This window comes from Acinetobacter haemolyticus (genome assembly GCF_900406815.1).
In the GTDB taxonomy this organism is placed as follows: Bacteria; Pseudomonadota; Gammaproteobacteria; order Pseudomonadales; family Moraxellaceae; genus Acinetobacter; species Acinetobacter haemolyticus_A.
The window spans coordinates 16750-28333 of record NZ_OVCN01000022.1; the positions used below are offsets into that span (position 1 = coordinate 16750).

The following is an 11584-nucleotide window of genomic DNA, read 5'->3' on the forward strand; positions in this document are numbered from 1 at the left end:
AGTTTCGATATGAAACGTACTTTCCAACCATCTGAATTAAAGCGTAAACGCGTTCATGGTTTCCGTGCTCGTATGGCAACTAAAGCTGGTCGTCAAGTTTTAGCTCGTCGTCGTGCGAAAGGTCGTCATAGCTTAACTGTTTAATACTGTTAAGCTGACCAGATTTGGGTGATGGCACTTTACAGTTTTGGCACTGAATTTCGTATTCGTTGTGCTGCAGATTACAAAAGTGTATTTGATGGTGCGCTTTTTAAAGTGCATCAGCCCCATTTCCTTTTTTTAGCAAAATTAACCGAACAGCCAAATAGCCGTTTGGGTATTGTCGTTGCTAAAAAAAAGGTGCGTCGTGCGCATGAACGAAATCGGGTAAAACGTCTTGCTCGTGAGAGCTTTCGTTTACATCAAGCACAATTTAATGCTGATATTGATATTGTGGTAATGCCTAAAGTTGGTATTGACGCAATTTCAAATCAAGAATTACATCAACAATTAGATTTTGCTTGGCAAAAATTACAACGTTTAGCAAAAAAGCATTCCAAAGTCGTTGCCACTTCCCTCCAAAATTAGAGATCTCCAATGGTACGTATTCTGCATTGGTTGATAAGATGCTACCAAATCGCAATAAGTCCATTATTGGGGCCTCGTTGCCGCTATATTCCAACTTGTTCTCAATATGCTATAGAAGCTTTACAGACGCATGGAGCAGTTAAAGGAGTTTGGCTATCAACTAAACGCGTTTGTCGATGTCATCCTTGGGGAGGATCTGGTTACGATCCAGTGCCACCTAAAGCAGTTCGTTTTATTTCGTTTCATCAAATAGATTCTCAAATGCATCACGTTGCTGTACCCTTTCGTGATCGTTTATGTAAGCAAAATTTCTCTAATCATTTGGGATATTAGTTATGCAACAATGGGCCAGATTTGCAATTCTTGGAGCCATGTTTGTTACCGCATATTTGCTTATTTTGGCTTGGCAAAAAGATTATGGTCATGCTGCACCCGCTCCGCAACAACAAGCGGCAGTGGTAAGTGCACATGATGTATCTGCAGATTTGCCAAATGCTCAAAATGCAACAGCGGCTTCAGACTTGCCACAAGCAAATGTGACTGCATCACAACAAGCCACAGAAACTACCTCTGTGAATCAGCAACTGATTTCAGTACAAACCGACCTTTATCATCTTTGGATCAATCCAAAAGGTGGTGACATTGTTCGTATTGAGTTATTGAGCCATGATAAAAGCAAAAATGGTGATCAACCATTTGTTATGCTGGAAAATGATGCGAACCGTACTTACGTCGCTCAGTCAGGTTTAATCGGATTAAATGGACCAGATAGCAGCCGTAACGGTCGTCCTACGTATGATGTTGAAAAAACAACATATACCATGGAAGATGCCAAAAAAATGGCGACTACAGATGGCGCAACCAGTCAAGTTTTGACCGTTCCATTGGTCTTTAAAACACCTGAAGGTGTGGAAGTGATTAAAACTTTCACTTTCACTCAAGGTGAATATCCAATTACGGTAAAACACCAAGTCGTTAACCGCAGTCAGCAAAACTGGCAAGGTCAGATGTTTGGTCAGTTAAAACGTGATAATTCTGATGATCCAGGTAAATCTGACCAAGGTATCTTTACCCTAGGGACCTTCTTGGGTGGCGCATGGGGTACGCCTGATGCACATTACAATAAACTCAAGTTTTCTAATTTCTCTGATGAGAAGTTAAATCTTGATGCGAAAAATGCTTGGGTTGCGATGGTTCAGCACTATTTTGTCAGTGCATGGATTCCAGGTAACTTAAAACTGACGCAGGCGGATGGTCAACCATATACCGCTAAATTAGAATCACGTCAGTCTGCAGACAAGATGAATATCATTGGCTTTACCTCTCCGACGATTAATGTCCCTGCGGGTACGTCGATGGAAGTTGATGCGAAATTCTATTCAGGTCCAAAAATTCAGTCTGAACTGAAAGATTTAGCTGTAGGCTTAAACCAAACTGTAGATTATGGTTGGTTATGGCCGATTGCAAAACTATTATTCCTTGGCTTGCAATTTTTCCATAACATCGTAGGGAACTGGGGTTGGTCAATTATTCTTTTGACAATCTTAGTGAAGCTGATTTTGTGGCCACTTTCTTCGAAAAGCTATCGCTCGATGGCAAAAATGCGTGTGATTGCACCTGAAATGCAACGCATGAAAGAAGAGTTTGGCGATGACCGTATGCGTTTCTCTCAAGAAATGATGGCATTGTATAAGCGTGAACAAGTGAATCCATTGTCAGGTTGTTTACCGTTGTTATTGCAAATGCCGATTTTCCTTGCCCTGTATTGGGTATTGATGGAAAGTGTGGAATTACGTCATGCACCTTGGTTGCTGTGGATTCAAGATTTATCGGCGATGGATCCTTGGTTTATTTTGCCGTTACTCATGGGTGTCACCATGTATGTGCAGCAAATGCTAAATCCACAACCGACTGATCCAATGCAGGCAAAAGTTTTCCGTTTGATGCCAATCATCTTTACGGTATTTATGTTGTTCTTCCCAGCAGGTTTAGTCCTTTACTGGATCGTCAACAACGCCATTACGATTCTGCAACAGTCATTTATCAATAAGAGTGTAGAGAAAGATCGTCTCAACAAGGTTGAGTCAGCGTCTTAATTCTCCAACTTTTACTGAATAAATCCGCTTAAGATGGTAATCTTAAGCGGATTTTTATTTGGCTGAATTTTAGGGCTGTGAAGTGAATAATATGCAACATCAAACCACAATTGCTGCGATTGCTACACCGTTGGGTCGTGGAGGTGTGGGAGTCATTCGTCTCTCTGGACCGAAGGCTTATATGATTGCCGAAGAACTTACACAAAAACAACTACCTACTGCAAGAATGGCGGCTTTTCGCCAGTTTTATGATGCGGATAATTCAGTGATGGATGAAGGCATTATCTTATGTTTTCCAAATCCCCACTCGTTCACGGGTGAGGATGTGGTGGAAATCCAAGGACATGGTGGTCCAGTCATTCAAAATGCATTGTTGGCCCGTTTACTTGATTTAGGCGCGACAGCTGCAAAGGCGGGTGAGTTCTCCATGCGCGCTTTTGAAAATGGCAAAATGGATTTGGTTCAAGCGGAAGCGATTGCTGATTTGATTGATGCCACTTCACAGGCAGCAGCCCGTTCGGCAGTGCGTTCTTTACAAGGCGCTTTTTCAACCAAAATTAATACCGTTTTAGAAAAACTGATCCACTTGCGTTTGCATGTGGAAGCAGCGATTGATTTTCCAGAAGAAGAAATTGATTTTTTGGCGGATGGTAAAATTCTGGCGTTGTTGGATGATGTACAAGATTCAGTTAAAGCGGTACAACAATCAGCACGTCAGGGGCAATTGTTACGTGAAGGTTTGCAAGTGGTGATCGCAGGTAAACCGAATGCTGGCAAATCAAGCTTATTAAACGCATTGGCAGGACATGAACGTGCCATTGTGACTGATATTGCAGGTACCACACGTGATGTTTTGCATGAAAAAATCAGTTTAAATGGCTTGCCGATTACATTAACGGATACAGCGGGTTTACGTGAAACGGGTGATGTTGTTGAACGTGAAGGTATTCGCCGAGCGATCAAAGAGATTGAGCAAGCGGATTTATTACTGTTGGTCTATGACTTAAATCAAGGTGATGAACCGTTGCAATTGGCCCATGAATATTTTGCAGATCATCTAGAACCGAAACGGTTATTGTTGATCGGCAATAAATGTGATTTAACAGGTCAACATGCAGAAATGACAGATTATCAGGGCTTCCGCCATATTCGTGTTTCAGCTAAACAGGACATGGGGGTTCAGGCGCTTATAGATGCGATTATAGCGCATGCAGGCTTCCAGCCCGAAGAAGATACCTTTATTGCCCGTACACGTCATTTAGACGCAATGAAGCGCACTCAGCGCTATTTAGCAGAGGCACGTGAGCAACTGGTGGTGTTTAATGCAGGTGAACTGGTTGCTGAGTCATTGCGATTGGCACAAAATGCCCTTGGTGAAATCACCGGTGATTTTAGTGCGGATGATCTGCTTGGAAAAATTTTTGGTTCGTTCTGTATTGGGAAGTGATCAAGAATTTTAGCTATTCTTATAATCATAAAATAATACTAAGGTACTAATTTATAGTAAGTTAGTACTTTTTGTTCTGAATTATATCGATAATATAAGTTAGTATAACTATTATATTTTTATTGTGTGGCTATTTTCTTATTACAAAACTTCTGATGAGTTAAAAATGATTGCTTATAAAGTGATTTTTGGGTCAATTACAAAAACAAATCGAGAACAAGCCGAATGGTTGGTTGAGGATTATCTTTCTGTTTTATTACATAATGGTCAAGTTTGTGGTGAGTATTATTTAATCGTACATAATGGGCTACTTTGTACGTATATTAATTTGCAAGGAATTAATGCAAATTTAAAAGAATATCACTGCAAATATGGCATAGAGCGACTGAAAAGCGTTATTGAGTTATTTGGTTGTGAACCATTATGGGAATGCATTGATGATGATGTTCCTGAACAAAATACCCATTGGAAAAACGCTGGTTTTCTTTATCTCTATACTCAAATGGATGATTGGCAGTCTCCCGTGTGTCGAGGGGATAGTGGTCACCCAATTCCCATTTTTCTTCTTTCAGGAGAGCATCAGCAACGAGAAGAAATATATTTTTGGCAACAAGAATATAAAAACTGTGATCAAGCTTGGATGCGTAGTGGTGCTTTGGAAAAAGTAGCTTATAAACAATTAGCAACTCCAGATAGTGAGTTGGCAAAAGCTGGTCAAAAAATATGTAAATATGTAGAAAAAGTTACAGGTATACCTACCTATTATTACCTGATGCGTTATTGGGGGCGTAGGAAAAATGAATATGCTCGGCTTTGTCCATCATGTGGTCAAAATTGGAGTGCAGGATTAAATTCTAGGGATTTTCAACATTTTACCTTCAAATGTGATCCATGCCGTTTAGTCTCTCATCTTGCTGTCTCTTATGAAGATGAGCGGCATGCGATCATTGGTGAATGGCATGGTTCAAACAAGTAATTAAGAATGTTCCACGTGAAACATCGGGTGTATTGGTTTGAATTTGGTTACCACTCCGTAAGTCGAGCTGTATCGGTTGGTGAGACGGATTACAATAGCGACTGATTTTTGATTCGAGTGTCAGTCATGTTAAAAAAAATTGGGATATTCTCATTGTTGAGCTGTGTTTCTATGATGAGTTTAGCCAATATAGAAACCTTAAAAAGTAATCTAAATAAAAACTATCCTAATATCCAAGTGACCAATATCCAAACCACTGAAATGACGGGTTTATATAGTGCAAGTCTAGATAATCAAATCATCTACCTCGATGAAAATGCCGAGCATATGTTTATCGGTTCAATGGTGCGTTTAAAAGATCAAAAAAATCTCACGAAAGATTTAGTACTCAAGCAGAACTCAGTTGATTGGCAACAACTTCCTTTACAAGATGCGATCAAAACGGTCAAAGGGAATGGTAAACGTCAGCTCGCTATTTTTTCAGATCCAAATTGTCCGTACTGTAAGCAATTAGAAGCAGAACTCGACAAACTCAATGATGTAACGATATATACTTTTATTTATCCTTTAAAACCGCAATCAATCGCTGTATCTAAGCAAGTTTGGTGTGAGGCGAATCCATCATATGCATGGAAAAATTTGCTGCAAAAAAATGTTCAGCCGAAAGCAAAAACATGTGCCAATCCGATTGATCGAAACCTAACTTTAGGTCGTAAATTAGGTGTAAATGGCACTCCCACTTTGATTTTTTCAAATGGTTTGAAAATGGTTGGGGGACGTAGTGCCGAAGATATTCAAATGATTTGGAAAGAATTGGGTCTATAAATATTATCCTCCCAATTCATGCAAAATAATGAATTGGGAGTGATTTTAAGAGATTAACTTTTCTTGGTAACAAGGTTATAGATAAATAAAATAATCACGGCACCGATCACGGAAGCAATAAATCCTGCCGCCGAATTTTCACCATATAAGCCGAGCAAACGACCACCATAGGTTGCCAATAATGAACCTGCGATACCCAATAAGGTGGTTATGATGAAACCTGCTTTGTCATCACCCGGATGAAGTGCTCGCGCAATTAAACCTGCAAAGAAACCAACGATAATTGCTACAATTAGAGACCACATTGTTATTTCTCCTTGTTTTAAAAAAAGTATTTATTGTTATCCTGCTTGATCGTATAAGCTTTTGTCTGTAGTGGATTGCTTAGTTATGTCGTATTTTTGTGCAGAGTTTAAATGTTTTTAATTCAGATACTGAAATAAAAAAGCGACGAAATCGCCGCTAAATAGGTGCCTGAACTACTTTGCGTGACAGTTCAAGCACCATTGATACAGAGGGGTTTATTGATTAAAGCCCAATTTCACCAATGTATGGAAGATGACGATATTTTTGATCAAAATCGAGACCATAGCCCACAATAAATCGATCTTCGACTTCAAAACCTAAAAATTTGACTTCTAAATCAATCTCACGGCGGGATGGTTTACTGACCAGCGTACACAGTTCAATTGAGTTTGGTTTACGCGTTTGCAGCATTTGTATCACTTTGTTGAGTGTATTGCCTGAGTCAATAATATCCTCAACCACCAATACATCTTTATCGTGAATTTCACCATCCAAGTCCTTTAGGATTTTTACATCACGGCTAGAAGTGGTACCGCCGCCATAGCTTGAAACGGTCATAAAATCGAGTTCATGTGGTTTTTCTATGGCACGGCATAAATCTGCCATGAAGATGACTGAGCCACGCAGTAAACCAATCAATACCAGTTCTTTATCACTTTGAGCATAGTGTGCATTGATTTTTTCACCCAGCTCTTTCACTTTGGCTTGAATCTCTTCACTGGAAATCATAATGCGCATTGCAACGGTCATTGGCAGATTCCTAAAACGTTAAAAAATGGGAAAATAAAAAAGGTGTTGACCTGCAACACCTCGAAATCTTGAGTTAATGTGGGAATTTTAAAACAAAATCAGCATTCATGCACCTTTTGATGATGAAGAATATGTATCATTTTGCCGAGAAGCGCTGTCTCGTTTCAACAAAAATGCGCAGCTCATGGCAAATATGATTATTCCAATCCTACGTGTATTGAATACTTTAGTTGGCGCTATAGGCTTTTTGTCCATAGATATAGGTTGCCTCAATATTACGGTCATCGCCCATGGTAAACAGCGCAAATAAGCTGTCATCAATTGATTTGGAACGTGACTGACGCAGTTGTTGTAAAGCAGTTGGTTGAAGGTTAAGTACGACAAAATCAGCTTCTTTACCAACACTGAAATTACCGAGCTTATCATCGAGATCGAGTGCTTTTGCCCCACCTAGAGTGGCATGATACAGCGATTCGAAGGCTGATAATTTATCACCTTGTAACTGCTGGACTTTGTAAGCTTCATTGACAGTTTGCAATAAGCTAAATGAGGTCCCTGCCCCAATATCTGTACCCAAGCCGACTTTGACTTGTTGTTCCCACGTTTTCTTCAGTGGAAATAAGCCGCTGCCTAAGAATAAGTTTGAAGTCGGGCAGAATGCGATGGCTGAATTTGTCTCATGCATACATTTCCATTCGGTATCTTCTAAGTGAACACAATGCGCAAATACCGAACGTTGACCCGTTAAGCCATAGTGATGATAAACATCAAGATAGCCTTTTTGTTCAGGGAATAAATCTTTGACCCATGCGATTTCATCTTTATTTTCACTTAAATGGGTATGTACATAAACATCAGGGTATTCTGCTTTAAGCTGCCCTGCTTTCTCCAGTTGTTCTGGTGTAGACGTTGGCGCAAAACGTGGCGTAATTGCGTATAAAGCACGTCCCTGTCCATGCCACTTCTCAATTAAGGCCTTAGAATCTTCATAAGCGCTTTCTGCAGTATCACAAAGGGCTTCAGGTGCATGACGATCCATCATCACCTTACCTGCGATTAAGCGCATCTGATGCTGTGCTGCAGCTTCAAATAAAGCATTCACGGATGCGGGGTGTACAGTACAGAATACCAGTGCTGTCGTGGTTCCATTTTTAAGCAGTTCATTAACAAAGAACGCTGCAATTTCTTGCGCATACGTTTGGTCTTTAAACTGAATTTCAGTCGGAAAAGTATAAGTATTGAGCCAACTGAGTAATTGTTCACCGTAGGCACCGACCATTTCTGTTTGTGGAAAGTGGATGTGGGTGTCAATCATTCCTGGAATGATCAATTGATCTGGATAATGTTGAATCTCAACATCTGTAGGCAAGTGATTTTGTGCTTCATCCCAAGTCCCAAACCAGCGGATTTTTCCATGTTCAGTAATGAGAACACCATCTTCGATATAACGCACTTGGTCTGCGATTTCATTCGCTTGGGAAACAGTTTTTTGAATATCTAAGAAGCGACCACGGACAACCGTGATCGGAGTAGCCAACGTCATAACAACCTACAGTTTTACTTTTTTCGGTTGATTGTACCTGATTTTGCCAAATTTACTGGATTATTCGGCTAATTAACGTGCTAAAAAAGTATATAAATGTGAGTGATTTTTTTGAGTCAATTTTCTTTAATTTTGTGAAATAGGAATGCGGTTTGGCTAATTTAAGGATTTAAATAACAATGACGCTGTATCAAACAGACTATCAAAAACTTCTTTTGAATGTGATCCTAAATCGCCCTGAACTTTATGCAATATTAAAACAACTTGTTCTGATTGAACCGCGTGCATATTTAAGTGCAGGTGTACTTCGCAATACGGTCTGGGCATTTTTGCATGGTCAGACTTTTGACTTAACAAATAGCGAAATTGATGTGATTTATTACGATGAGCAGGAGAGCAATCACCATCTACAGCAGCGATTAAGACAAAAACTAGAAGGCTTTTTCCCTCAACAGCAATGGGATGTGGTAAATCAGGCTTTGGTACATACCTGGTATCGTAAGGAAAATGGTGAACCAATTCAGCCCATATCATCGATTGAACATGCTTTATCGTTATGGCCAGAGACGGCGACTGCTATAGCGGTTCGATTGAATTCATCTGGAGAATTAGAGCTGATTGCTCCCTTTGGATTACAAGATTTATTTGAATTAAAACTGCTTTGGAACTCTGCACTAGTGAATTATGGAACTTTCAAGCAGCGTGTAAATTCTAAAAAATGGTTGCAACGATGGTCAAAATTGCAATGGGTTGATCCAACGACAAAAGATGGGATACTAGAATAAAAAAAAGGGACTTCATGGAAATCCCTTTATGGTGTTCAACGTGTGATTACGCTTGAATCTTATTATGTCGGAACGACAAATACGCCGTAATACTCAAGACCAAGATGATAAAGCCGAGAGAGATCCAAATCGGCATATGGAACACATCCAACAACAACATTTTCGTACCGATAAACAATAAAATAATACCTAAGCCATAAGGTAAATAATGCATTTTAGTTGCTGCGCCAGCGAGTAAAAAGAACATCGCACGTAAGCCCAAAATCGCCATTAAGTTTGCAGTTAAAACGATAAATGGGTCAGTGGTTACAGCAAAAATCGCAGGAATTGAGTCTACAGCAAAAATGACATCAGAAGCTTCAACCAATACTAATACCAAAAATAGCGGTGTTGCCCATAGAAGTCCATTTTGGCGGACAAAGAACTTATTGCCTTCAAGTTGAGGTGTGATGCGAAGGTGTTTACGTAACCATTTAAGTAAAGCATTGTCTTCGATATCACGCTCTTCCTCCTGCCCTTTTAGAAATTTAAAGCCGGTATAGACAAGGAAAGCACCAAAGATATAAAGAATCCATGAAAACTCTTGAATGAACCAAGCACCAATAAAAATGAAGATGGTTCTAAGTACAATGGCACCGAGAACACCATAGAGCAAAATTTTGCGTTGCAATGCAGGAGGAATCGCAAAAGCAGCAAAGATCATCAGCCAAACAAAGACATTATCAATCGCCAATGATTTTTCGAGCAGATAGCCCGCGAAGTACTCCATGGTTTTTTGATTGGCAATGGTTGCACCTACTGTTTGCTGTAGATAAAACCATAATCCGCCACCAAATATGATTGCCGCAGTAACCCACGCTACACTCCAATAGGCCGCTTGCCGAATTGGCACGTCTTGGTTTTGTTTCTGTTTAAAGCCTAAAAAATCGATTAATAGCATCACGGTGACGATGCCAAAGAATGCAAGATACAACCCTAGGTTGCCAATAGATTCCATTACCACTCCCAATCTGGCAAATGGAAGCGGCATAAAAAAACCTTGACCAGTTGCCAGATGAATTAAAAAAACATCTGTTTCAACATGATCAAGGTCTTGCCTACATCACCACGAGGGATGATGCTCAGAGTCCGACTTTTTGCAAAGTGTAATGACGGAGCTCTGACACCTGAGCTTTAATTACAGCATTCAGGTTTGGAGGAGGCTACTCCCCTTGTCAAACGAATTTCGTATGGATGAAGTCATCCAAATCTGCGCGTAGCATTACATAGTTTGAGCAAATCTGCAAACTTATGCTTCAGGATTCAGCATTAAAAATGTTCAGAATTTCATGCCGTAAAAATTGATGGCGAGGATTTTGTTTAACATGATCGTGCCAATATATCCCCATGGTGATTTTAGGCAATTCGATGGGTAAGGCATGAATTTGTAATGTTTCCGCATAATACAGATGATTCAGGATGCTTTGTGGAATGGTTAATATCGCATCGGGGTATTGTGCCAAAACTTGCAGTGCGGTTGAGTAATGCTGACAACGCAGAAAAACTTGGCGAGATAATTGTTGGCGATTCAAATAAATATCTTCAAGTAAAACCCCAGTGCGACGAGAAGATACCCCAATATGTGGAGAAGATAGATAGGTTGCTAAATCCATTTTGCTTTGCTGGGTACACACCACAAAATGATCTTGAATGAGATGTTCAAATTGCAAATGTGCTTGATAAGGCTGTACCAGATCAATCACAAAATCGATCTGCTGAGCTGAAAGATCTGCCAGCATATTTTTACGATCGAGTTTGGAGCTAAGAAATTGAATATCGAGGTTAAGCCGTAAAAAGTGTTGGATTAATCGAGGAAAAATAATCGGTTCAATTTCATCATGAATGGCGATCTTAATACTTTGCAACATGCTGGGAACAAAGTCTTGTGGTGGGATGGCAATCCGTTGAATCGTCAATAACGCCTCTTGGATGGGATGATAAATTTGCTCTGCATAAGGTGTTGGAAGCATCTTTTGTCCACTTCGCACAAACAATTCATCATTTAATTGTGTCCGTAATCGTTGCAAGGCATGACTGACGGCAGATTGGCTAATACAAAGTAATTGCGCAGCTTTAGAAATGCTGTTTTGTTCAAAAATCGCAATGAAAAGTGGGTATAAATTAATATCGATTCGATTGAATTGTCCGACTTCAAGTGGATTGCTATTATGAATCTGATTCATAGTTTTGAATAAAATAAAATCATTTCATTCATAATAAATTTTCGCTTATGGTGATGTAAAGCAGTGA

The 11584-nt window shown here is 39.8% G+C and carries 13 protein-coding genes; 8 read left to right on the top strand and 5 right to left on the bottom strand.

All coding sequences use genetic code 11. The features are described from left to right. Positions 1-9: 9 nt before the first annotated feature. From rpmH to DK207_RS13995, 7 genes are all read left to right on the top strand, one after another. Positions 10-144, top strand: a complete 135-nt coding sequence (gene rpmH, locus DK207_RS13965; protein ID WP_000831329.1) for a 50S ribosomal protein L34 — start codon at positions 10-12, stop codon at positions 142-144. 27 nt (positions 145-171) lie between these two features. After that, positions 172-567, top strand: coding sequence for a ribonuclease P protein component (gene rnpA, locus DK207_RS13970; protein ID WP_109441707.1), 396 nt, complete (start codon positions 172-174; stop codon positions 565-567). A gap of 9 nt (positions 568-576) precedes the next feature. Continuing rightward, positions 577-900 carry a membrane protein insertion efficiency factor YidD gene (gene yidD, locus DK207_RS13975; RefSeq protein ID WP_005086077.1) on the top strand — a complete coding sequence of 108 codons (324 nt, stop codon included), beginning with the start codon at positions 577-579 and terminating at the stop codon, positions 898-900. A gap of 2 nt (positions 901-902) precedes the next feature. Further along, on the top strand, positions 903-2663 hold the full coding sequence (yidC, locus tag DK207_RS13980; protein WP_109441708.1) for a membrane protein insertase YidC: 1761 nt from the start codon (positions 903-905) through the stop codon (positions 2661-2663). 91 nt (positions 2664-2754) lie between these two features. Then, positions 2755-4110 carry a tRNA uridine-5-carboxymethylaminomethyl(34) synthesis GTPase MnmE gene (gene mnmE, locus DK207_RS13985; RefSeq protein ID WP_109441709.1) on the top strand — a complete coding sequence of 452 codons (1356 nt, stop codon included), beginning with the start codon at positions 2755-2757 and terminating at the stop codon, positions 4108-4110. 166 nt (positions 4111-4276) lie between these two features. Next, positions 4277-5086 carry a DUF2310 family Zn-ribbon-containing protein gene (locus DK207_RS13990; protein WP_109441710.1) on the top strand — a complete coding sequence of 270 codons (810 nt, stop codon included), beginning with the start codon at positions 4277-4279 and terminating at the stop codon, positions 5084-5086. A gap of 126 nt (positions 5087-5212) precedes the next feature. Next, positions 5213-5911: a DsbC family protein gene (locus DK207_RS13995; RefSeq protein ID WP_109441711.1), complete on the top strand. Its 699-nt coding sequence runs from the start codon at positions 5213-5215 to the stop codon at positions 5909-5911. A 53-nt stretch (positions 5912-5964) separates the two neighbouring features. On the opposite strand, the gene DK207_RS14000 is transcribed toward DK207_RS13995, so the two are convergent. The 3 genes from DK207_RS14000 to guaD all read right to left on the bottom strand — a co-directional run bounded on the left by DK207_RS14000 (position 5965) and on the right by guaD (position 8510). Continuing rightward, positions 5965-6216 carry a GlsB/YeaQ/YmgE family stress response membrane protein gene (locus tag DK207_RS14000; protein ID WP_109441712.1) on the bottom strand — a complete coding sequence of 84 codons (252 nt, stop codon included), beginning with the start codon at positions 6214-6216 and terminating at the stop codon, positions 5965-5967. 223 nt (positions 6217-6439) lie between these two features. Beyond that, positions 6440-6967 (bottom strand): hypoxanthine phosphoribosyltransferase, encoded by a 528-nt coding sequence (gene hpt / locus DK207_RS14005; RefSeq protein ID WP_109441713.1) that lies wholly within the window; start codon positions 6965-6967, stop codon positions 6440-6442. Positions 6968-7193: 226 nt separating this feature from the next. After that, the gene (gene guaD / locus DK207_RS14010) at positions 7194-8510 is read right to left on the bottom strand and encodes a guanine deaminase (protein WP_109441714.1); all 1317 of its coding nucleotides are present in this window, start codon (positions 8508-8510) and stop codon (positions 7194-7196) included. Positions 8511-8689: 179 nt separating this feature from the next. Between guaD and DK207_RS14015 the strand changes: the two genes are divergently transcribed. Then, on the top strand, positions 8690-9295 hold the full coding sequence (locus DK207_RS14015) for a nucleotidyltransferase family protein (protein WP_109441715.1): 606 nt from the start codon (positions 8690-8692) through the stop codon (positions 9293-9295). Positions 9296-9341: 46 nt separating this feature from the next. Here the strand turns inward: DK207_RS14015 and DK207_RS14020 are convergent, their stop codons facing one another. Both DK207_RS14020 and DK207_RS14025 read right to left on the bottom strand, forming a co-directional pair. Beyond that, the gene (locus DK207_RS14020; protein WP_109441716.1) at positions 9342-10292 is read right to left on the bottom strand and encodes a TerC family protein; all 951 of its coding nucleotides are present in this window, start codon (positions 10290-10292) and stop codon (positions 9342-9344) included. A gap of 298 nt (positions 10293-10590) precedes the next feature. Next, positions 10591-11517, bottom strand: coding sequence for a LysR family transcriptional regulator (locus DK207_RS14025; RefSeq protein WP_109441717.1), 927 nt, complete (start codon positions 11515-11517; stop codon positions 10591-10593). Positions 11518-11584 lie beyond the last annotated feature (67 nt).

What these genes read in the sequence shown, in the direction of transcription:
- rpmH (WP_000831329.1), top strand. Translation starts at nt 10, where the DNA reads ATGAAACGTACTTTCCAACCATCTGAATTAAAGCGTAAACGCGTTCAT.
- rnpA (WP_109441707.1), top strand. Translation starts at nt 172, where the DNA reads ATGGCACTTTACAGTTTTGGCACTGAATTTCGTATTCGTTGTGCTGCA.
- yidD (WP_005086077.1), top strand. Translation starts at nt 577, where the DNA reads ATGGTACGTATTCTGCATTGGTTGATAAGATGCTACCAAATCGCAATA.
- yidC (WP_109441708.1), top strand. Translation starts at nt 903, where the DNA reads ATGCAACAATGGGCCAGATTTGCAATTCTTGGAGCCATGTTTGTTACC.
- mnmE (WP_109441709.1), top strand. Translation starts at nt 2,755, where the DNA reads ATGCAACATCAAACCACAATTGCTGCGATTGCTACACCGTTGGGTCGT.
- DK207_RS13990 (WP_109441710.1), top strand. Translation starts at nt 4,277, where the DNA reads ATGATTGCTTATAAAGTGATTTTTGGGTCAATTACAAAAACAAATCGA.
- DK207_RS13995 (WP_109441711.1), top strand. Translation starts at nt 5,213, where the DNA reads ATGTTAAAAAAAATTGGGATATTCTCATTGTTGAGCTGTGTTTCTATG.
- DK207_RS14000 (WP_109441712.1), bottom strand. Translation starts at nt 6,216, where the DNA reads ATGTGGTCTCTAATTGTAGCAATTATCGTTGGTTTCTTTGCAGGTTTA.
- hpt (WP_109441713.1), bottom strand. Translation starts at nt 6,967, where the DNA reads ATGACCGTTGCAATGCGCATTATGATTTCCAGTGAAGAGATTCAAGCC.
- guaD (WP_109441714.1), bottom strand. Translation starts at nt 8,510, where the DNA reads ATGACGTTGGCTACTCCGATCACGGTTGTCCGTGGTCGCTTCTTAGAT.
- DK207_RS14015 (WP_109441715.1), top strand. Translation starts at nt 8,690, where the DNA reads ATGACGCTGTATCAAACAGACTATCAAAAACTTCTTTTGAATGTGATC.
- DK207_RS14020 (WP_109441716.1), bottom strand. Translation starts at nt 10,292, where the DNA reads ATGGAATCTATTGGCAACCTAGGGTTGTATCTTGCATTCTTTGGCATC.
- DK207_RS14025 (WP_109441717.1), bottom strand. Translation starts at nt 11,517, where the DNA reads ATGAATCAGATTCATAATAGCAATCCACTTGAAGTCGGACAATTCAAT.